Origin of the sequence: Sphaerospermopsis sp. FACHB-1094, from assembly GCF_014696195.1 — a bacterium.
Classification (GTDB): domain Bacteria; phylum Cyanobacteriota; class Cyanobacteriia; order Cyanobacteriales; family Nostocaceae; genus Sphaerospermopsis; species Sphaerospermopsis kisseleviana.
Map to the genome: position 1 here is coordinate 1 of NZ_JACJPT010000038.1, position 20336 is coordinate 20336.

At 37.9% G+C, this 20336-nt stretch carries 21 protein-coding genes; 8 read left to right on the forward strand and 13 right to left on the reverse strand.

Annotated elements, in window-relative coordinates:
- The first annotated feature begins 1169 nt into the window (after positions 1 to 1169).
- On the forward strand, positions 1170 to 1727 hold the full coding sequence (gene recR / locus H6F47_RS13465) for a recombination mediator RecR (protein WP_199291166.1): 558 nt from the start codon (positions 1170 to 1172) through the stop codon (positions 1725 to 1727).
- A gap of 86 nt (positions 1728 to 1813) precedes the next feature.
- On the opposite strand, the gene H6F47_RS13470 is transcribed toward recR, so the two are convergent.
- From H6F47_RS13470 to H6F47_RS13505, 8 genes are all read right to left on the reverse strand, one after another.
- Complete coding sequence (locus tag H6F47_RS13470; RefSeq protein WP_187041963.1) at positions 1814 to 2377, reverse strand: gamma-glutamylcyclotransferase; 564 nt, start codon at positions 2375 to 2377, stop codon at positions 1814 to 1816.
- A gap of 70 nt (positions 2378 to 2447) precedes the next feature.
- The gene (locus H6F47_RS13475) at positions 2448 to 2831 is read right to left on the reverse strand and encodes a VOC family protein (protein ID WP_190649559.1); all 384 of its coding nucleotides are present in this window, start codon (positions 2829 to 2831) and stop codon (positions 2448 to 2450) included.
- A 9-nt stretch (positions 2832 to 2840) separates the two neighbouring features.
- Positions 2841 to 3293 carry a DNA-binding protein gene (locus H6F47_RS13480; RefSeq protein ID WP_190649561.1) on the reverse strand — a complete coding sequence of 151 codons (453 nt, stop codon included), beginning with the start codon at positions 3291 to 3293 and terminating at the stop codon, positions 2841 to 2843.
- A complete protein-coding gene (locus H6F47_RS13485; protein ID WP_190649563.1) occupies positions 3290 to 3781 on the reverse strand; it encodes a hypothetical protein in 492 nt (163 codons plus the stop codon). Before H6F47_RS13485 ends, H6F47_RS13480 begins: the two co-directional genes overlap by 4 nt.
- A 13-nt stretch (positions 3782 to 3794) precedes the next feature.
- Positions 3795 to 4472, reverse strand: coding sequence for a hypothetical protein (locus tag H6F47_RS13490; protein ID WP_190649566.1), 678 nt, complete (start codon positions 4470 to 4472; stop codon positions 3795 to 3797).
- A gap of 267 nt (positions 4473 to 4739) precedes the next feature.
- Positions 4740 to 6017 (reverse strand): VWA domain-containing protein, encoded by a 1278-nt coding sequence (locus H6F47_RS13495; RefSeq protein ID WP_190346798.1) that lies wholly within the window; start codon positions 6015 to 6017, stop codon positions 4740 to 4742.
- Entirely contained in the window at positions 6014 to 7270 is a 1257-nt protein-coding gene (locus tag H6F47_RS13500; protein WP_190649568.1) for a VWA domain-containing protein, read from the reverse strand. Before H6F47_RS13500 ends, H6F47_RS13495 begins: the two co-directional genes overlap by 4 nt.
- A gap of 1122 nt (positions 7271 to 8392) precedes the next feature.
- A complete protein-coding gene (locus tag H6F47_RS13505) occupies positions 8393 to 10402 on the reverse strand; it encodes a bifunctional serine/threonine-protein kinase/formylglycine-generating enzyme family protein (RefSeq protein ID WP_190649576.1) in 2010 nt (669 codons plus the stop codon).
- Positions 10403 to 10864: 462 nt separating this feature from the next.
- Between H6F47_RS13505 and H6F47_RS13510 the strand changes: the two genes are divergently transcribed.
- From H6F47_RS13510 to H6F47_RS13520, 3 genes are all read left to right on the forward strand, one after another.
- Positions 10865 to 11527 carry an ATP-dependent Clp protease proteolytic subunit gene (locus H6F47_RS13510; protein WP_096571908.1) on the forward strand — a complete coding sequence of 221 codons (663 nt, stop codon included), beginning with the start codon at positions 10865 to 10867 and terminating at the stop codon, positions 11525 to 11527.
- Positions 11528 to 11616: 89 nt separating this feature from the next.
- Positions 11617 to 12210 carry an ATP-dependent Clp protease proteolytic subunit gene (locus H6F47_RS13515; RefSeq protein WP_096571907.1) on the forward strand — a complete coding sequence of 198 codons (594 nt, stop codon included), beginning with the start codon at positions 11617 to 11619 and terminating at the stop codon, positions 12208 to 12210.
- A 95-nt stretch (positions 12211 to 12305) separates the two neighbouring features.
- Positions 12306 to 12962, forward strand: a complete 657-nt coding sequence (locus H6F47_RS13520) for a J domain-containing protein (RefSeq protein ID WP_190649578.1) — start codon at positions 12306 to 12308, stop codon at positions 12960 to 12962.
- A gap of 207 nt (positions 12963 to 13169) precedes the next feature.
- Here H6F47_RS13520 and H6F47_RS13525 read toward each other — a convergent pair whose 3' ends face one another.
- Positions 13170 to 14498 (reverse strand): Rieske 2Fe-2S domain-containing protein, encoded by a 1329-nt coding sequence (locus tag H6F47_RS13525; protein ID WP_137667855.1) that lies wholly within the window; start codon positions 14496 to 14498, stop codon positions 13170 to 13172.
- Positions 14499 to 14574: 76 nt separating this feature from the next.
- Between H6F47_RS13525 and H6F47_RS13530 the strand changes: the two genes are divergently transcribed.
- The 3 genes from H6F47_RS13530 (at position 14575) to H6F47_RS13540 (ending at position 16704) form a co-directional block, all read left to right on the forward strand.
- The gene (locus H6F47_RS13530) at positions 14575 to 14835 is read left to right on the forward strand and encodes a MoaD/ThiS family protein (RefSeq protein WP_190649600.1); all 261 of its coding nucleotides are present in this window, start codon (positions 14575 to 14577) and stop codon (positions 14833 to 14835) included.
- Between the two features lie 185 nt (positions 14836 to 15020).
- On the forward strand, positions 15021 to 16325 hold the full coding sequence (gene thrC / locus H6F47_RS13535; RefSeq protein ID WP_096571904.1) for a threonine synthase: 1305 nt from the start codon (positions 15021 to 15023) through the stop codon (positions 16323 to 16325).
- A 103-nt stretch (positions 16326 to 16428) separates the two neighbouring features.
- On the forward strand, positions 16429 to 16704 hold the full coding sequence (locus H6F47_RS13540) for a MoaD/ThiS family protein (protein WP_190346794.1): 276 nt from the start codon (positions 16429 to 16431) through the stop codon (positions 16702 to 16704).
- 174 nt (positions 16705 to 16878) lie between these two features.
- Here H6F47_RS13540 and H6F47_RS13545 read toward each other — a convergent pair whose 3' ends face one another.
- Together H6F47_RS13545 and H6F47_RS13550 are read right to left on the reverse strand one after the other, a co-directional pair.
- Complete coding sequence (locus H6F47_RS13545; protein WP_190649581.1) at positions 16879 to 17868, reverse strand: adenosine kinase; 990 nt, start codon at positions 17866 to 17868, stop codon at positions 16879 to 16881.
- Between the two features lie 159 nt (positions 17869 to 18027).
- Positions 18028 to 18387, reverse strand: coding sequence for a hypothetical protein (locus tag H6F47_RS13550; protein WP_137667851.1), 360 nt, complete (start codon positions 18385 to 18387; stop codon positions 18028 to 18030).
- Between the two features lie 123 nt (positions 18388 to 18510).
- Between H6F47_RS13550 and H6F47_RS13555 the strand changes: the two genes are divergently transcribed.
- Positions 18511 to 18966 (forward strand): DUF2996 domain-containing protein, encoded by a 456-nt coding sequence (locus H6F47_RS13555; protein ID WP_137667850.1) that lies wholly within the window; start codon positions 18511 to 18513, stop codon positions 18964 to 18966.
- A 205-nt stretch (positions 18967 to 19171) separates the two neighbouring features.
- On the opposite strand, the gene H6F47_RS13560 is transcribed toward H6F47_RS13555, so the two are convergent.
- Both H6F47_RS13560 and H6F47_RS13565 read right to left on the reverse strand, forming a co-directional pair.
- The gene (locus tag H6F47_RS13560; protein WP_190649583.1) at positions 19172 to 19498 is read right to left on the reverse strand and encodes a type II toxin-antitoxin system HicB family antitoxin; all 327 of its coding nucleotides are present in this window, start codon (positions 19496 to 19498) and stop codon (positions 19172 to 19174) included.
- A gap of 268 nt (positions 19499 to 19766) precedes the next feature.
- On the reverse strand, positions 19767 to 20327 hold the full coding sequence (locus H6F47_RS13565; RefSeq protein ID WP_190649585.1) for a Uma2 family endonuclease: 561 nt from the start codon (positions 20325 to 20327) through the stop codon (positions 19767 to 19769).
- Between the last annotated feature and the right edge of the window lie 9 nt (positions 20328 to 20336).

Sequence of the window (20336 nt, forward strand, 5' to 3'; positions counted from 1 at the left end):
AATGGGGGGTATTTTTGTTTGTTTTTTAGTGGCAGGTTCACTGTTAATTATCCATTATCGAACGGCTTGACAATTTCAGTGAAATCATCTATATTAATGTAATGTGTTCAAATTTATCGACACACCCCGCCCGAACCTTGAAAACCGCATAACTTCGTTCAGGTGTGTCGATGGCTTCCACCATAAGGATTTCAAGCTGCAATTTTCACCATTTCTTGAAGTTTTTTTTCCATTTTCAAGAGGTGTGTCGATCAGGGTATCTGAAACCCTTGCTCTGTAAGGTTTCCAGAAGTGAACTCTTTACAAAATCATTTCCCCGCAAGGGGATGGAAACGCCCAGATAGCAGCGCCGTTCGCGGTGGCATACCACGAGAACTCTTTACAAAATCATTTCCCCGCAAGGGGATGGAAACGCCCAGATAGCAGCGCCGTTCGCGGTGGCATACCACGACTTTCCAAACTCACTTCCCCGCAAGGGGATGGAAAACTCTCCGCTGATCTCACTGGGTAGTTTTTGGAGATCCTTTCCCAACTAAATTCCCCGCAAGGGGATGGAAATAGCCTATTTTGCTATACTCTAATTGCTGATCAGCGACTTTCAGATAAAAAAATATACAATTAATTCTTGTGGGTAGGCATACTTCGACACGCTCAGTACAGGTCTTGCCTGTCCTTAAACCCGGATGGGCTAGAACGTCGATTTAGTAATGCTAGGTAATCTGTTTTTACCTTGTAGGGGCGAAGCATTCGGACAGAATATGAACTGGTTTCACCGATAGGTTATCACCCGAATGCTTCGCCCTTACGATTAATGAATCGGTGTTCTAGAAGCCCATCCCACAATATTAGACCTCTCCGAAAAAGATGTAGGAACAATTGATGAATTGTCCCTACGAATGGGTTTCAAGTTACGCTTATGTAATTTTCGGAGATGTCTATTGGATAATCTATTTCTTGGAAGTCCCTAAAATGGCTTTTTTCATCCTGTTAATCCTTTAATCCTGTACTTCGACTTACTTCGACATAGCTCGACTGCGCTCAGTAACCAGACATCCTGATTCAGACAGTTTCTCCAAAACTCCCCAAAAATGTCATTATAGTAAAGTTGAGAAAATACTGGAGATAAAACTACGGTTTACGCACGTCCTTTAGCCCGGTTAATTGAACAACTGCAACGCCTTCCTGGTGTGGGTCCAAAATCTGCCCAGCGTCTAGCGTTGCATATTTTGAAGCGTCCAGAATCTGAAGTGGAAGCTTTAGCACAAGCATTGATTGATGCTAAAAAACAGGTAGGTTTGTGTCAAGTCTGCTTTCACCTCTCATCTGAACCTGTATGTGATATCTGTCGCAACGCGAACCGGGATAATCAAACTATTTGTGTAGTTGCAGATTCCCGTGATGTGATAGCTTTGGAAAAAACCCGCGAGTATAAAGGGAAGTATCATGTTTTGGGTGGGGTAATTTCGCCGATGGATGGTATTGGCCCAGAACAGTTGACGGTTCAAGCTTTGGTAAGGAGAGTCAGTCAACAAAAACCCCAGGAAGTAATTATGGCTATTAGTCCCAGTGTGGAAGGGGAAACCACTACATTATATATAGGTCAGCTACTCAAACCGTTTACCAAGGTAACGCGCATTGCTTTTGGTTTACCTGTGGGTGGTGATTTAGAGTATGCTGATGAAGTGACACTGGCTAGGGCTTTGGAAGGAAGAAGGGAATTAGATTAGGAGTAGGGGCAAACCCCCCGTGGTTGCCCCAGGAGTCAGGAGTCAGAAGAATAAATAATTATCAATTATCAATTATCAATTATCAATTACTTTTTTTGATGCTTATGTTGCTGTTGTAATTGGTGCATTTTATTAAATAAATGCCAACAATATTCTTCAGGTAGTCCACAGGTGATTGCACCCCTTAGCACAACGTTAAAATACCAATCATTAGGTGCAACTTCTTCTTTTAATTTGTTCACTACTACATAAGTACGAACATTATTATATATTTGATCTTTGTGGTGAATATCTACTATTTCATGACGATAGAATTGTTGGGAAACACCTTCACGTTGATCGAGATTTTCGCTGAGTCTCCAAGGTAACTGATAAAGTACACCTGTGACTAAGGATGTAGAATCATTGACTACATCTAAAACCCCACATTTACGCAGGGGGGAATAACCATAAAATCTGAGTTTATATTCTTTTAATATAGCAGGTCCGATGACATAAGGGTATGTATTTTCACCAAGCGATCGCTTTAAATCCACTGGACACATACAAGAACCATAGGCAAAATAATAAAATGTCGGTTCTGTCTCTACCTTTGCAGGATTTTGAGGTTGTACCCAACTATGGTTTATGTGTCCACTGTGATTACTCATATTCCTTCTTTATATGATAATATAAAAATAGTATTACGTTAATGATCATAAATGATCATATTCAATATATTTAGAGTTCATAAATTTCTAATGGTAAATTATCTGGATCTTTAAAAAAGGTAAATTTCTTGCCTGTAATTTCATCCACTCTGATATTTTCCACTTCGATATTTTGAAAAGTTAAATAATTCACACTTTCTTCAATATTCTCAACTGCAAAAGCAAGATGTCTTAAACCACAAGCTTCTGGATTACTCACTCTTTGGGGAGGGTTGGGAAAGGAGAATAATTCAATTTGGGTATTTCCTACTTTTAAATCTAGTTTATAAGAATTTCTCTCTTTGCGGAAGGTTTCATGAATGATAGGAAAACCAAGAATGTCAACATAAAAATATTTTGATTTTTGGTAATCTGAACAAATGATAGCGATGTGATGAACACCGGAAATTTTCATATATATTAACTATTTGAGTTTATTATTTTTAATTTTCTCTAATAATGTGTTGATTGTTTTTGCATACTTCAAGGCTTTTATTGCGTTAGCACGCAACGTATGGAAAGGTATTTCATCTTCATAATCAGCGTCATTCCTCAATTTTCGCAGATTACGTAAATCTTTTCCCAAATCGACAAAATTAGTATTTGTACTAATTAATAGTATGTCATGGATTATATACTGATGTACATTTTTCTTTTTCTCCTTTTGTTTTTTCTCCATATTAATTAACTCACTATATCCCTCAACATCACGTAAGTAGTTTCTAACTAGGCAAAAAGATGAATAATACGCTCTACTAATAGAAGAGCGTATTTTAGCTTCGTTAAGCGATACATTATCTCCCTGACCCCAGGAAGTGTTTACTTCATTCAGAAGAATTTCTGCAACTTCTAAATAACTTGACCAGTCGAATTTCATTCAAACTCCAAATCTATCGAGAGGTTTACAGCAACTCCCAATGAAGCATCTATCCACCAATTTTCATCAAACTCAGTTTGTTTATTTAAAGCTTCATCTACAAATTCTGGACTCGTACAGATAGCAATGATAAGATATTCCCATTCAGGAGATTCAGGATCAAAGTACAACTTTAATCTTAATTTCTCAGTTGGGAAATATTTTCTTATTTGTGGATGTGCTTCCAACAGCACACCTATCAGATTTGAATGCTTTTGTAAAAACCTGTGTACATCAAATTTGTTTTCTACTATGTACAAGGAATTGATTTTTCTTAATTTATTAGTCCATCTAGTATCTTCTAAAGAAGATTTTTGTATTTTATCTGTTTTAACATCTGAAAACCAAATGTCTTTTTGAAACCAACTATCTATAGATACTTTCGGCTGTTTTATATATATCATATCATGAGTATCTAACAACTGTTTAGTTTGCTGTTCTAAGAGCATTTTACCACCTACTTTATTGAGAGTTAGAGTTAGGATCTAGATAAGTAACACCTGCTTTATTTAGCATTGATTGAACAATATCTGCTTCTATTAAAGATTGAGATAATTGTTCTTGTAATTTTTTGACATCGTTGGAATCTAAGGCCACATAAAACTCCTTTGCACCACTTGCATCCTGATAAGCAATTCTTAATGTGTGAACTACCAAAGCCCCAGCTACACCCTCTTTTGTTTCTGTTTTAAAAACAGGTCTTATGTCTGTAACAATACGTGAACTTAAGAAAATACTATCATACTCTTGTAACAAACCTATAGCTTTAGAAGAAATACTAATAGATCCATCAACTGCCAATATTTTATTTATTCTTTGTTCAAAACGTGCTAATTCTTCAGGTAAAAATGTATCATCTCTTGATAAAGAATTACTCAATCCTGCAATTATTTCACTATTTTTTAGATTCTCTTGGATACGGAGGGAGTAAATTGAACGAATAGCTCTTATAATATCTTCCAAAGCATCAATATCAATTTCCTCTATTTTTGGAGATATTTCTAATACTAAGCTATCTATATTGACAAAGGGATGAACTTCTGTTATTACATTCAGTAATTTATCAAATAAAATTTCATCAATTTTGATAATTAAATTAATACCAGATTGATATTGTTGTGGAATTCTTAAATTTTTCATATTTTTCAACAGTGATATACATTAATTATGGATTACGAGTTAACTAAGCCAAAAGTATTTAGATTCCCATAAATAGATGATTTTCTCAAACCTTAGAATATTATATAATATAACTATCAAAATACATCATTAGTTAAAATTTTTTCTATCAAACTCCAAATCAATATTACCTACATTATATAATGTAATCATAAAATTTGCATATAAATATACTAAAAATAGATGTTTTTTGTAGAGGTATAGCATTGCTAAACCCCTACTTAATTACTACCCTAAAATCGTCTTTGATGCAATCCTGGTTTTCTTGCGGTCTGCTTCCGAAAGTTCTTGACCGGCTTGCAGACGAGTAGCAGAAGTTTGCAATACGGTTGCGGCATTGGTATCACCAATTTGTAAAGCAGTTTTCGCTGCTGTTTGCAACATTGTGACTGCACCTGTGCGATCGCCTTGTTCTAATTTTGCCTCTGCAATCTGAGTTTGGCGATATTTAGCTAATACCAAAATTGACTGTGACACCTGGGTATTTAATGCTGGTTGGTAAGTCTGAGTAATATTAGCATATATCGGCATCAGGGGAGAAAGTAAACTCTCTTTTTTCTGTGCTGGATCATCGTAGCGAATCTGAATATGTCCAATGACTTGTTCACCTTCTGGCAATTGTCCCAAATAAATATTCCCCAAAACTACCCTTTCTACATCTTTCATTAAATCACCCAAACGAATCACAAAGCTACCATTAGCTTCTGTTTCCACTGGTAACTCAATGGTTTCTGGGGCAACTTGGGCGACTGGTTTGAGTTCTGCTAACCGCACACCAGGAACGAGAGACAGCAATAAATGGGCATTGGTTAAGCCCACAGATTGAATGCGTTTAAACAAGCGTTTAAACTGGTCCACAGCTTGGTTAGGAGTCTCAATATAAGCGAGAGTACCACCACCAGCATCGGCGATTTTTTCTAGTAAGTCCTGATTCCAGTCATCACCAAAACCAAAGGTGTTAATGGTGATATTTAATCTGGTGGCTTTTTGTGCTAGTTGCAAACAACGGTTGTTGTCATTTGATCCTATCTGCCATTTCCAGATTTTTAACCCGTTATCACCATGACCATCTGTGAGTAGAAAAGCTTGGGAAACAGCACCTTTTGTTCCTTTGAGCAATTCTGTAATTCCCAAAGATAAACCTTCACCAATAATAGTACCGCCTCCAGCTTTCAGACTTTTGTGTAACTGGGTTTTGATGGTTTTGGGGTCTTGAACGATTTGGTTAGGGATAATGACCTCAGCAGTACCCGCAAAAGCCACAATTGAGATCCTGTCTCCGGGTTTGAGTTGATCTAATAATTGTTCCACTGCCTGAATCACTGTGTTCATAGCTTCGCCGTGCATAGAACCGCTTTTATCGAGAATCAGGCATAAATTCACGGGTATACTAGAATCAAGCTCATCAGCAATAGCCGAAATGGAAATTTCTAGTTGACGCTGGTTAGTAGTTTGGGTTGCGTCAACGTTAGTATCATTTAGTGCCGATAATAATTTAACTTTCATGTAGGAGGAGCATCCTGCAACACAGTTTTTGAGACAATTCTGGTTTTCTTGCGATCGCTCTCTGATAGATTTTCACCTGCTTGTAAACGAGTAGCTGAAGTTTGCAACACCGTCGCTGCACTAGCGTCACCCATTTGTAAAGCTGTTTTGGCGGCGGTTTGGAGCATGGTGGCCGCCCCAGCGCGATCGCCTTGCTGTAATTTTGCTTCCGCTAACTGGGTTTGGCGATACTTGGCTAAAGCTAAGATTGACTGCTGCACCTGGGGATTGGTACTCGGTTGGTAAGTGCGATCTACATTCACATAAACTGGCATATTGAGGGAAAATAAACCAGCTTGATCCAGTGCGGGATCATCGTAGCGTACTTGCACATTAGCGATCGCCTGTCTACCTTCTGGCAACTGTCCCAAATAAATATTAGCCAAAATCACCCGTTCCACATCTTTCATTAAATCCCCTAATCTCACTGTAAACCGTCCATCTGGTTCTGTTTGTACAGGTAATTCAATTGTCTCTGGAGCGACTTGAGCTACAGGTTTTAATTCTGCTAATCTCACATTCGGCATCAGGGAAAATAACAGGTAAGCGTTTGTTAAACCCACTGTTTGCATCCGAGTAAACAGACTATTGAACTTATCCACCGCTTGTTCAGGGCGTTCAATATGTGACAAACTTCCTAACGCTGCATCCGCAATTTTCTCTAAAATATCCTGATTCCAATTGTCTCCAAACCCTAACGTATTTAAGGTTAAATTATAGTCAGACGCTAATTGAGCAAATTTCAAGCAGCGATTATTATCACCATGTTCATTTTCCCCATCTGTCAGTAAAAAAGCTTGGGAAACAGTATCTTTTTTACCCTTGGCTAACTCTTCTATTCCCAAACGTAACCCTTCATCAATTGCAGTACCCCCATCCGCAGAAAGACGATTAATTTGCTGTTTGATGTAATCTCGCTCTGCAATTACCTGATTAGGCACTAAAACCTTGGCACGATGGTCAAAAACCACAATACTCAGTCTATCCTGGTCACTGAGACGGTCAACCAACAAACAAGCCGCCTTTTTCACATTATCCAGCGATCGCCCCCGCATCGAACCACTATGATCTAATATTAAACATAGATTTAATGGCACACTAGGATCTAAAGTTTCCCCAATCGCCGAAATCGAAACCGCTAACTGACGTTGACTACTAGGTTGATTCGAGTCTACACAAGCATCATTTAAATGAGGTTGCAAGTTAACTTTCATAAAGTCATTTTCCTAACGACATTATCTATATCTATTTATAAATAACTTCAATACCCAGTTAACAGAGTACGGAAAACAGATAAAGGAAGCAGGAAGGTTTACCTCGTCTCTCGTCTCTCGTTTCTCTCGTTCCCAGTCTCTGACTGGAAATGTGAACATAGAGGTTCTACCTCTCACCCAACACCTTAACAATTCTTAACTCTATTTTCCCCCAAAAATCCCAAAAAAGTTTCAGCACCTTTTTTTACCCCTAAATTATTGAGAATACTTGCGAATGACTCAACGTATTTTCAAGGGTCTTGACTTCTGAGAGGGTTGTGTTATGATAGGTTTTAGAATAATCCAAGGGTGTCGTATTGTCTAAATTAGGATATCCAGGATTACCGGATTTACAAGATAACAACGCAGATAAACGCAAATGATCTGAATCATGATTTAGATGATTTAAGAATTTCTAGGATACGATTTAATGATGGTTGGTTATTTTTGAAGGCTTTTTTTCTCAGAATCAGGATAACCAGGATTATAGGATTTACAGGATGTTATTTAATGATGGTTCGTTACGCACAAGTTATGGAAGGAACGAACCGCAAAGAACGCAAAGTACACAAAGGTAAGAGGTTTCAGAGAGATTTGAAAATTTCATCCTGTTCATCCTTTAATCCTGGACATCTCCACCACATCTGTGATCTTTTAAAGTCAAAATCATATACTGAGTCTATAAACACCAAACTAAAATCCTATCCTGTTCATCTTTTAATCCTGGACATCCTGATTCAGACGAAAATCTATTTCCCGCAAAGGCACAAAGGAGCAAAGGCGCAAAGAAGATATCCTGTACATCCTTGAATCTTAGTTTTAACAATCTGCGTTCATCCGCGTTCCTATCCTATAAATCCCTAAATCCTGATGCGGACAAATATTGACATCTCATAAATATATATGATATGTTAAAACTTAAATCATATAACATCAAACCAAAATCCTATCCTGTTCATCCTTTAATCCTGGACATCCTGATTCAGACATATTAAAAACCGTAAAAAAAATTGATCGCCTGACGGCGAGGAAAAAGGGAAAAAAGAAAAAGTGTAGAGGGTAAAAGGGTAAGAGAGTAAAGAACTAAAGAGTCCTTGCGCCGGAAACTACCAACCGAAACCCGCTGCCGTTGTAACTGTAGCCTGGGAGGAAGCTGCCACGATACGCAGAACGGCAAGATCTGGGGAAGTAGTTCCAAGAACCACCGCGCACCACTTTAAATTCGCTTTGGCTTGTCACAGCACTATCATCTGTAGGCGCGTTATTATAGTCTTTTACCCGATCATCCAAACACCATTCCCAAACATTGCCGTGCATATCATACAAACCAAAAGCGTTAGGGGGAAAAGAACCTACATCTGTGGTTTGTTGACGGTATATGCCTTTAGGTGCAGAACCATAAGTTTCATTACCATTATAGTTTACCAGATCAGTGGTAATACTTTCACCAAAATAAAATGGTGTGGTAGTTCCGGCTCTACAAGCATACTCCCATTGTGCTTCGCTGGGTAAGGTGTAGTTTTTTCCTGTTTTTTGGCTTAACCGTTCACAGAAATTAACCGCATCATCCCAACTAACCCTTTCTACAGGACGTTGGTTGGTGAGCGTGGTTGAACCATCGCCTTTAAAGCCAGAAGGGTTATCTCCCATGATAGCTTGATACTGTGCTTGTGTCAATGGATATTTACCCATGAAGAAACTGGGAACAGTTACTTGACGTTGGGGACCTTCATTTGATGCTCTATCTTTCTCAGTTTGCGGTGAACCCATGAGGAATGTTCCCCCTGGTATTTCCACCATTTCTAAAGTCACACCATTTCCCAAGTCTTCGGTAAAATATCGCGCTGAGGAGTTGCGTCGGTTGATGATGCTTCCTGTGGAGTCGGTGGTGACAACTTCAAAATTAAAGGTTGAGAGGGAGTTTGAGGAAGTTTGATTTTCAGAAGTTTGATTTTTAGGACCTGAGAATAATAAATTTTGTCCTACAACAGCAATAGTCACACCACCAACAAATAAGCTGGGATAAACCAAGAAATTTCTCCGGGTGATAATTGTAGGTTGAGGAGATTGATTTTGAGAAGGTTGAGAAGATTGATTTTGAGAACTTCCCGATTTTTGCAAAGATTGATTTTGAGAAGATTGATTTTGAGAACTTCCCAATTTTTGAGAAATTGGAGGTTGGGGTGGTTGGGGTGGTTGGGGTGGTTGGGGTGGAGTCTGTAAAACCTGCAAAAGTTTATCAGATGACTGATAACGATTTTGATATTCTGTCTGTAATAACTTATCTAAAATCTTACCTAACTCTACACTCACAGGTTGCTGTAAATGAACACGCCATTTTTCCACCCACCCATAACCTTGAGTTTTCCATAAATTCCAAGGATGCACCCTTGTCATTAAATGAAAACAACTCGCACCCAAACTAAATAAATCACTCGCTGGATAAACTTCCCTATCTTCCATCTGTTCTAAAGAAGCATAACCATAACTTCCGATGATCGTACCTGGACGCATTGTACCCTGAAGTTGCTTAGATGCCCCAAAGTCAATCAAGAATAATTTTCCATCACTGCGACGACGCATAATATTTTCCGGTTTAATATCGCGGTGAATGATTTTTTGATTGTGAACTATTTGCAGAACTGGTAAAATCTCTAGCAACAATTTACGAATTTTTCTTTCATCAAAAGTTTCACCATTCGCTAACTCAATTAATAAATTTTCTCCATCAATAAAATCTTGAATTAAATATAGATATCCGTTCTCTTCAAAATATGCCTGAAGTCTAGGAATTTGCGGATGTTGCAGTTGTTGTAATCTTTTAGCTTCTTCTTCAAATAACTCTGTTGCTTTTTTTAAAGCATAGGTATTTTGCGTTTGCGGTGCAAGTTGTTTGATAACACAATTTTCATTAAATTTATCAGTATCTTCTGCTAAATAAGTCTTCCCAAAACCTCCACCCCCCAAAGGTTTAACCGGACGGTAATGGTTTCTAAGGATAACTAAAGGAATACCACAACTAGGACAAAACTTTGTCGTATCTGCTACGGTTGGATTATGACAGTCTGGGTTTAGACAGCATATTTGATTCATGGGAGAGTTTCGGTAGATACGTTACATTTTAGAACATATACAAAAATATACTCGCTAATTTCCCAATTAGGTAATAAATTATCTATAAATTATCTATAAATTATCTATAAATTATCTATAAATTATCTATTTCCTCACGCCAAGACGCAAAGGCGCAAAGAAGATATCCTGTACATCCTTTAATCTTGATGCTGAGAATCTTCGTTCATCTGCGTTCCCAACCCAGGCTGTTAAAAACACCATATATATTGCGCCCACAGATTCCCACTCATAACATAAGTGTACAACAGTATTCACGGCTTGTCAAGTCCAAAAACAAAATAAACAGAAAAAGCATAAAAAATGTATTGGATGGCTTCCAATCCCCAATCACCTACCTAGAAATCCACACCCTTTAATTATTTTGCGATCGCGCTAGGATGTAATACAGTTAACGGCATAGTTTTAGGCGATTGAGATTCTATGGAACATTTTCCCATCAAAGCTGTACAAGCTGCCTATTACGGCGAAAATTCCTACCGCACACCACCCCCAGACTTACCTTCCCTGCTATTAAAGGAGAGAATAGTGTATCTGGGAATGCCATTAGTTCCTGCGGTTACAGAATTGATCATCGCTGAACTACTATTTTTACAATCCGACGACCCAGAAAAACCCATTAAAATCTATATCAACTCTACTGGAACATCTGGTTACAGTGGCGAACCTATCGGTTTTGAAACCGAAGCCTTCGCTATTTATGACACCATGAAATACATTAAGCCCCCCATCCACACCATCTGTATTGGTTCAGCAATGGGTATGGCTGCTATGTTGTTAAGTGCTGGGACAAAAGGTTGTCGTGCAAGTTTGCCTAACTCTAGTATTATCCTGCATCAGCCTAAGAGTTACGCTCAAGGACAAGCAACGGATATTCAAATTCGGGCTAGAGAAGTTTTGGCAAATAAAGCTTCAATGGTGGATATTCTGTCACGCACCACAGGACAAGCACCAGAAAAAATCACCAAAGACATGGATCGTCTATTCTACATGACTCCTTACCAAGCCAAGGAATACGGTTTAATAGACCGCGTGTTTGAAAAAGAAGAACTCGCCAACCCCCCACTTCCTGCAAGTGTGCTTTAAGAAGGTGACTGGTGATTGGTGACTGGGGATTAGGTGATTAATCTACCCCCATCTCCCAATCTAAATAAACTACAAATGGAGTCGTAAAAATGCCTATAGGTGTGCCTAAAGTTCCCTACCGGATGCCCGGAGGACAATATACAGATTGGATTAGCATTTATGACCGTCTATACCGGGAAAGAATCATTTTCCTGGGCAGAGATGTCGATGATGAAATTGCTAACCAAATTATTGCCGTTATGCTTTATTTGGATTCCGATGATCCAGGTAAAGATATTTATTTGTACATCAATTCCCCCGGTGGGATGGTGACATCTGGTTTGGCAATTTATGACACCATGCAACACATCAAATCTGATGTTGTCACTATTTGCGTGGGTTTAGCAGCTTCCATGGGATCTTTCTTATTAGCTGCTGGTACTAAGGGTAAACGCCTAGCTTTACCTCACTCCCGGATCATGATTCACCAACCTTCCGGCGGTACTCGCGGACAAGCTTCTGATATTGAAATTGAAGCTAGAGAGATTCTGCGAATTCGTAGCCAACTGAATCAGATTTATGCTAATAACACTGGTCAAGCTTTGTCTAAAATTGAGAAAGACATGGATCGGGATTTCTTTATGTCTGCTCAAGAAGCCAAGGAATATGGTTTAATTGACCGTGTGATTGAAGAACGCATCTAAACAGGGCAAAATAAATTCAAAATTCAAGGTTAAAAATTCAAAAGCATCTTAACTTTGAATTTTTGATTTTGAATTTTGAATTGGAGCAAAGCAACATGGATATCGGAGATTGCTACCGTTTATTGGGGTTAAGGTCAGGAGCTTCTTTTGCTGAAATTAAAGCGTCTTATCGGCGACTGGTACAGCAATATCACCCCGATCTCAACCCAGATGATGAAAAGTGTAAAGAAAAATTTATTGCCTTGACGGAGGCTTACAAACTCCTGCAAACGGTAGTACCACCTGAGGAAATAGCTGTAAAATCACATAGTTCATCCTCTTCATCCCCTTCATCCACTTCATCCACTTCATCCACTTCATCCACTTCATCAGTGTTTGAGGATAGTTCTACCCAGGTAGCATCCCCACCGTCAGTATCAACAACAGTAATGCCTCATCCACCAACATCAGAAGATATAGAGGAACGGTTAAAGTGGAAGACTTATGAACAGTTGCAGCGGTTTTTACAGGAAAAACGTTTTCCCCAAGCGATCGCTCTGGTTGAAGCTTTAGCTGCTAGATTACCTGGGGATATAGAAGTCAAACAATGGCAAGCTATATCTTATCAAATTTGGGGACGGGCTTTAATTGCCCAAAAACAACTGCCAAAAGCCAGAATTTATCTAAAAAAAGCTATCAAGACAGATCCCCACAATAAAGCTCTGTTTAACGAAGTTCAGCGCGATTTTGAACGGTTAGGGATTAAGTTTTAGAAGTTGATTGTTTAGAAAATTTACCCCAAGGAAATTATCAACTAGAAATTAATGGTCAATCTGCTGGTAATTTAACTGGTAATTTAAAATTAGATGAATCCTCAGAACCTTTCCAAGAATTAAATCTAAAACAATAAATTTTAGTTCGTAGTAAGCGATTTATCGCTTTAGTTCAATGGTAAGGAGTCAGGAGTCAGGAGTTTTGAATTATTTATGGGCATGAATATAATCAACAAAGTAGAATTTAGGAATCAGCCAAAGTTTCAACCAAGTATAAATTCCCATTCCTAAAAGTGCAGTAATTATTAAGGGTAAACCCACTTTTAGACGGAAAGCATCAGGAAGAATTGCCACCCCAGATACAACTATGACAAAATAAGCTAAAAGTCCTATTTGCAAACGTTCTAAATTTTTAACTGTGGTTCTACAACTGCTACAATGTTGAGTATGTTGTTGATAACGATCCAACATCACCAGTCTATCATCATTGATTTTAGTTTCTGTATCCTTAATTCCCACCTCACTCCAAGGTAACTGACCATGACAATATTTATCAAACCAAGTCCTAAACTCAATTACTAATCTATCTGCACTGGTAGGTAATTTATAAGCTGTTTTCCAACTTTCCCTTTCTTGTTTTTGCTGCAACAAATATTCTTGCTGATTTAACAAAATCATATCACCATCTAACACCACATTTCTATTAGTGATATGATCCCACCAACGGGGTGTTAAATAATGAAATGTTTTCGCAAAATTACGACTAAATTGACCAACAATTCTCGATTTTCCTGGAGATACAGGTACACAATAAACTATCAGTCCTAATTTCTTTTCTGTCTGACCCAGACTAATCGCATATTCTAAACGACAAGGTGGTTCAAAAGTGATTGTTGTTGGTAAACCTCTAGGAATGGAAACTTCAATTAAATCAATTGTTGATTTAATTATATTCATAGTTATGGGTTGTGATTTGTCTCGATTACCTTGTACTCCATGATGAGCAAAAGGAACATGACTAGGATCAGCTACATTTTCTACTAATGTCTGCCAATCATACTCTAAATCACGGACTATAGAAGTCCAAACAAATCCTTTACTAGCGTCTATTTGTGGTGATAAAGGTAAAGGTGTCTTTGCTGCTAGTTCGGGGGTTTTCGCATCTGGCCACACCCAAAGTAAGTCATTTTCCTGACGTACTGGTAAAGAAAGGACACAGAAATTTTCTTGATTTTTGGTGACAATTTCGGTATTTTCCGCTTGGGGAATGTGAGTACAAATACCTTGATCATCAAATTGCCAACCATGATAACTACACATTAAATTACCTGTTTTGTCATCAATACGACCTTCGCTTAAAGGTGCTAAACGGTGAGGACATTGATCTAAAAATACCCGGTAATTTGCAGATGATCTAGGTTTCCAAATTACTAAACGTATTCCTAACAATTTTACCGGGGTGGGACGTTGTGGATCAAGGTCTTCAATTGGTGTAAGAGGATACCAGTGCTGAAAAAAGTTAAATTCGGCTTGCATTCTATTTCTTGTAATAATTCAATTAACCAGGGCGTGAAAAAAATTTGAGAACAATTATTGTATGTCTGAATCTGTAATTTCTGAATCTGTAATTTCTGTAACCGTTAAATTGTTCGCTGCTTATCAAGAAGCTTATGGACTTTCGGAACTAATGCTGGAATTTCCTCATGGTACACCAGTCAAAGCTGTATGCGATCGCCTCATATCAGAACACCCAGAACTGAACCAATGGCGTGATGTTACCCGCTATGGCATTAATTTGATCTTTGTTGAACCCGACACCCCTCTTAAACACGGTGATGAAGTCGTACTTATTCCCCCCGTTAGCGGAGGATAATTTTAGATTTTGGATTTTGGATTTTGGATTTTAGATTGATCCATTCCTACTCCCTACTTACTATCACCTGTTCCCTGTTCCCTGTAACCTAATATCCGACTATTTTTGTCGGGTATGTTTGACGAGTATTTTGCCTCGTGTTAGTATTTTTTTCACAGTTGACGGATATACGGGGAAGCTAGTTTATGACTCAGGCCATCGCAAACTTAAACAAAGCCAACACTTCCATATTGAAAGCACTCAAGTGTAAAGAATGTGGTGCAGAATACGAACTCCAAGCTACTCATGTTTGTGAGTTGTGCTTCGGTCCATTGGAAGTTAAATATGACTATGATGTTTTGCGTCAGTCTGTCAGTCGAGAAACTATTGAAGCTGGTCCTAATTCAATTTGGCGTTATCGTCAATTTTTACCCGTTGCTACCGACAACTATATAGATGTGGGAACAGGGATGACTCCCTTATTGCGTTCTCATCGTCTTGCCCGTCGCCTGGGTCTAAATAAACTTTATATTAAAAATGATGCCGTAAATATGCCCACCCTGAGCTTTAAGGATCGGGTGGTGTCTGTGGCACTGAGCAGAGCTAGAGAATTAGGTTTTACAACTGTTTCCTGTGCTAGTACCGGCAACTTGGCAAATTCTACCGCTGCGATCGCTGCCTATGCTGGTTTAGATTGCTGTGTATTCATTCCTTCTGACTTAGAAGCTGGTAAGGTATTAGGTAGTTTAATTTACAGTCCCACCTTAATGGCAGTCAAAGGCAACTACGATCAAGTAAACCGCCTTTGTTCAGAAGTTGCCAATACACACGGTTGGGGATTTGTCAATATTAATCTTCGTCCTTATTATTCCGAAGGTTCTAAAACATTAGGTTTTGAAGTTGCAGAACAACTCGGTTGGGAACTACCAGATCATATAGTTGCACCTTTAGCTTCTGGTTCATTGTTCACCAAGATTTATAAAGGTTTCCAAGAATTTACCGAAGTTGGTTTAGTCGAAGGTAAAAAAGTTCGCTTTAGTGGCGCACAAGCAGAAGGCTGTTCTCCAATTGCTACAGCCTTCAAAGAAGGAAGAGACTTTATTCAACCAGTAAAACCGAATACAATTGCTAAATCCATTGCCATTGGCAACCCAGCAGATGGGGTTTATGCTGTAGAAATCGCCCAAAAAACAGGCGGTAATATTGAATCAGTAAATGATGCAGAAATTATCGAAGGTATCAAACTGTTAGCAGAAACTGAAGGTATATTCACCGAAACCGCAGGTGGTACAACCATCGCCGTGCTGAAAAAATTAGTAGAAGCTGGTAAAATTGATCCAGATGAAACTACAGTTGTGTACATCACTGGCAACGGTTTGAAAACCCAAGAAGCGGTACAAGGTTATATTGGTGAACCTTTGACTATTGATGCCAAACTTGATAGTTTTGAACGGGCGTTAGAAAGATCCCGCACTCTTGATCGCCTAGAATGGCAACAAGTTCTTGTTTAGTTAATGTCATTGGTAAATTACAATTAACCACTGACTTTAGGGGTTGAGCAATGCTAACCCCCTACCAACTCTCACTTGAAAACTAAAAACTAATCTTTAGACTATGGCCGTAACAGTTCTAGTTCCCACTGCGCTGCAAAAATTTACAAATAATCAAGCTGTCTTAGAATGCAGTGGTACCAACATTGCTGAATTATTTGATTCTTTAGAGCAAGTTTGTCCAGGTATTAAGTCGCGTTTATGCAATGAAGAGGGGAAACCAAATCGCTTCTTAAACTTATACGTTAATAGCGAAGACATCCGCTTTTTAGGTGGAACAGCAACACCCTTAAAAGATGGTGATGAAGTGAGTATTGTTCCTGCTATTGCAGGTGGTTAAAATTAGTATTCAGCAGTCAGCAGTCAGCAGTCAGCAGTTAGCTAAATAATACTCCTATCCCACTGTTAAATTACCTATAATTTTCATAACTTATCCCTTCAGGGACGAAATATAGGTAATCTTTATAGGTAATCTTTATAGGTAATCTTTGAGTGGGAAGGGAGCAATTAACCATTAAACAGTTAGCAACGCTTGTAAATCCTCAACTTTTAATCTTGGTCCGTAGGTTGTAACTACTTGAGAAGCTGCGGTAGATGCTAATTTTCCTGCTGCTTCATAACTCATACCGTGGGTGATACCATAAAGAAAAGCTCCTGCATACATATCACCTGCACCCACTGTATCCACAGCATGAACTTGAGGTGCGGAAATTTCAATTAATTTTTCCCCATCAAAGACTACAGAACCTTTAGGACCACGAGTAATAGCAAATTTCTGGCTGAGAATTTTCAGTTTATCTACAGCTACCTGAAAATCTTCTGTTTCTGCTAAACCTAACGCTTCACTTTCGTTAGCAAAAATAAAGTCTAAACCAGGTCCGATCATATCTAATAAACCATCTTTGAAAAATTTTACCATGTTGTAATCCGATAAGGACATGGTGGTTTTAACTCCGGCATTTTTAGCGATATCTCTAGCTTGAATAGCTGCTGCTTTACCGGTGGGAGATGTAACTAAATAACCTTCGATATATAAATATTCTGAATCTGCGATCGCCTCTGGAACTAATTCTTGACTCGAAAATTCTCCTGTTATTCCCAAAAATGTATTCATGGTACGATCAGCATCAGGAGTAACTAATACTAAACATTTACCTGTAATTCCTGATTGCAAATCAGCATTTTTTAAGTTAGTATCTACCTGACAATTGAGTAAATCTTGAATATAAAACTCTCCAAATTCATCATTAGCAACTTTACAGGAATAAAAAGTTTTTCCTCCTAGTTGACTAATAGCCACTATTGTGTTTGCTGCTGAACCTCCACAACTTTTATGACAATTAAGATTTTTGAGATTGTCTAACATAAGATTTTGACTATCTTCATCTAGTAGTGTCATTACACCTTTATCAATGTTTAACTTTTCTAGCAACTCTGGAGATACTTCATATTCTATATCTACCAAGGCATTACCCACACCATAAACATCATATTTCTTACCCATTTTTAGCTCCTCACAAATTATTCTTTGTTATCTTATATCATGTCTGGTTGAACACTTATTATATCTGTTGAGGCTGGTAATTGGTAATTGGTAATTGGTAATTGGTAATTGGTAATTGGGTTATTAACTTCCTCCTGACTCCTGACTCCTGCTATATGTTCATCTGTGTTGAGTTAGTTGTTGTTGCCATTGTTGATAATTTTCGATATTATTTAAGACTATTTTCTGATAGGTTTCATTAATTAAATCAATGTTTAAAACCTGACCAAAATTATTTTTTCTTGTCACATACCAAAATTCCTTACCTCTGTTTGTATAATCAGTTCCGGCTTTAATTAATCCCGGTACAAAAGTACCAGGGGCGCGTAAATCTTTCAGTGTTTTTGGTGGTAGGTCTATGGTGACAGAGATAATATGATTTAGGGGTATTTGCCAAAGTTTGTGAAAGCGAATGGCTATAAGTTGTTCTGTTAAAGTAAATTCTATTTGCAAAGAGTTGTCTACAATACTTAATTCCATGATTCTTCCTTTTGATTACCAATCACCTCTTCCCCAATCACCAATTACCAACGCCAAGAATATGATATGTAAAAATAAGAATGACTGACTATAGCACAGTTAGATAAAGGATTGACCTGAGCAATGGCAGAAGAAACCAATCAAAATCAAGCAGAAACCGAAAAACCCGCTGCTGCTAAACCTGCGGCTAAAAAAGAAAAACCCCCCGCAGTGGAAGATAAACCGTTTGAAGAGTTTATGCAGCAACATTATTTACCAGCTTTACAAAAGGCGATCGCAAATGAAGGAGTACCAGATGCACAGCTAAATTTTGCCAAGCAGAAGTATCCTATTATTGGCTTTGACTCAGCGGAAGAATGCTGGCAAATTATTGGTTCTTGGCAAAATGGACAAAAACAGTTTAACGTCTATTTCCCCGATGCAGACATTCAAGGTAAAAAGGGTTTTTCCTGTAACGAAGGTAAAAAACCCAGTACCCTAGAGTCATTCTTAATAGATGAGCGCAAAATTACCCTTGATTTATTGGTATCTCGCCTAGTTTACCGTTTAAACGGTCAAAAATGGCTAGGTAGAAATTAATTATCAATTGAGAATTGACAATTGATAATTGGTGTTGTATGAGTGCCTTTTGGTGCTACATTTCGTGGAAATGGTAGGTAACGACTCCAGTGATGGGGTCGTTGTCTATTCGTATATAGCCGGATTTTAGCATTTCTTTTAGGATTTACAGGATAAAAACAGGATTTTTATTTTTGGGTTTTAATTAATTGGAATTTAGATAGTTTCAAGATCCCAGTTTATAACTTACATAACGATTCAAACTGACATTTTCTTCTGCTGCTTCTATTGCTAATTTTCGATGAAGTTCAGGAGTAATACGAACTTGAAATTTACCACTGTAGGTTTTTTCTGCAATAGGTTCTGGAATTTCTTCACCATTAGCTTCTATATCTAATACTATATCTTTGACCAAATTCGTAATACCTTCTAAAGCCAAATTACGATTTTCATGGAGATAAGATAAGCTAGGAAATTCAGCACATAATCCTACAAATTCTTGATCTTCACTTGACCAGGTAATTTTATATGTGTAGTGGTCGTAGTTAACCATTTTCCATTCTTTTCTTGAATGTTAACTCTTGGATCTCCAAACCAAGGTGTTTTATAGACACAATGACTTGTTCCTTGCTGTCTAGGTTCTCCGAAATAATGATTACAAAGTTTTACTAAATTAAATCAGTAAATTTGACATCTTTAGGATTATTTTTTATTTCAGCTAAAAGTTTTTCAATTTGTGCCATAGAAAAATTATAGTACCACTATTGATACTATGTCAAGGAATATTCTGGAAATCCCAATTCCTTCATATTTATTGATAATTAACTAAAACTCAACCAACTAAATACTTCTTTTACCGTCAATTCTAAATTAACACCTTCAACTATTGGCAACTGATCCTCACCGTCATATAAATCAATTTTTTGCCCAGGAAACACAGCTAAAACACTTTCTTCTTCTGGGTTCATTAACCAAACTAATTCTGTACCATTGCGGGAACAATGTAATAATTTAGTTAATACCTTTTTTTGTTGTTGTTCTGGAGAAAGTATTTCTATTACCCAGTCAGGATGAATTTCAAAACGGTTGTTAATTTTCCCTGATGCGGTTTTAGGTATTCTGTCCCAGCGAAATACAGCTATATCCGGTACAATAGTATCTCCACCAAAAGTACAACGTAGTTCTGGAAAAGCATAGGCAATTTTTTGTGTTTCGGCTACTTGGTTAATAGTAGTACACAATTTAATCTGTAGAAGGCTGTGTTCACCCTGTGGCATTGGTTTTTGTATAATTTCCCCGTTGATAAATTCTGATGCTGGTTTAGTTTCTGGTAATTTCAGAAACTCATCTAGAGTAATTTGGAGTTCTTTTGTTATAGTCATAGTTATTAA

Bases quoted from the DNA above. Each gene is read 5' to 3' on its own strand.
- H6F47_RS13470 (WP_187041963.1), bottom strand. From the start codon at position 2,377: ATGAGTAATCACAGTGGACACATAAACCATAGTTGGGTACAACCTCAA.
- H6F47_RS13475 (WP_190649559.1), bottom strand. From the start codon at position 2,831: ATGAAAATTTCCGGTGTTCATCACATCGCTATCATTTGTTCAGATTAC.
- H6F47_RS13480 (WP_190649561.1), bottom strand. From the start codon at position 3,293: ATGAAATTCGACTGGTCAAGTTATTTAGAAGTTGCAGAAATTCTTCTG.
- H6F47_RS13485 (WP_190649563.1), bottom strand. From the start codon at position 3,781: ATGCTCTTAGAACAGCAAACTAAACAGTTGTTAGATACTCATGATATG.
- H6F47_RS13490 (WP_190649566.1), bottom strand. From the start codon at position 4,472: ATGAAAAATTTAAGAATTCCACAACAATATCAATCTGGTATTAATTTA.
- H6F47_RS13495 (WP_190346798.1), bottom strand. From the start codon at position 6,017: ATGAAAGTTAAATTATTATCGGCACTAAATGATACTAACGTTGACGCA.
- H6F47_RS13500 (WP_190649568.1), bottom strand. From the start codon at position 7,270: ATGAAAGTTAACTTGCAACCTCATTTAAATGATGCTTGTGTAGACTCG.
- H6F47_RS13505 (WP_190649576.1), bottom strand. From the start codon at position 10,402: ATGAATCAAATATGCTGTCTAAACCCAGACTGTCATAATCCAACCGTA.
- H6F47_RS13510 (WP_096571908.1), top strand. From the start codon at position 10,865: ATGGAACATTTTCCCATCAAAGCTGTACAAGCTGCCTATTACGGCGAA.
- H6F47_RS13515 (WP_096571907.1), top strand. From the start codon at position 11,617: ATGCCTATAGGTGTGCCTAAAGTTCCCTACCGGATGCCCGGAGGACAA.
- H6F47_RS13520 (WP_190649578.1), top strand. From the start codon at position 12,306: ATGGATATCGGAGATTGCTACCGTTTATTGGGGTTAAGGTCAGGAGCT.
- H6F47_RS13525 (WP_137667855.1), bottom strand. From the start codon at position 14,498: ATGCAAGCCGAATTTAACTTTTTTCAGCACTGGTATCCTCTTACACCA.
- thrC (WP_096571904.1), top strand. From the start codon at position 15,021: ATGACTCAGGCCATCGCAAACTTAAACAAAGCCAACACTTCCATATTG.
- H6F47_RS13540 (WP_190346794.1), top strand. From the start codon at position 16,429: ATGGCCGTAACAGTTCTAGTTCCCACTGCGCTGCAAAAATTTACAAAT.
- H6F47_RS13545 (WP_190649581.1), bottom strand. From the start codon at position 17,868: ATGGGTAAGAAATATGATGTTTATGGTGTGGGTAATGCCTTGGTAGAT.
- H6F47_RS13550 (WP_137667851.1), bottom strand. From the start codon at position 18,387: ATGGAATTAAGTATTGTAGACAACTCTTTGCAAATAGAATTTACTTTA.
- H6F47_RS13555 (WP_137667850.1), top strand. From the start codon at position 18,511: ATGGCAGAAGAAACCAATCAAAATCAAGCAGAAACCGAAAAACCCGCT.
- H6F47_RS13560 (WP_190649583.1), bottom strand. From the start codon at position 19,498: ATGGTTAACTACGACCACTACACATATAAAATTACCTGGTCAAGTGAA.
- H6F47_RS13565 (WP_190649585.1), bottom strand. From the start codon at position 20,327: ATGACTATAACAAAAGAACTCCAAATTACTCTAGATGAGTTTCTGAAA.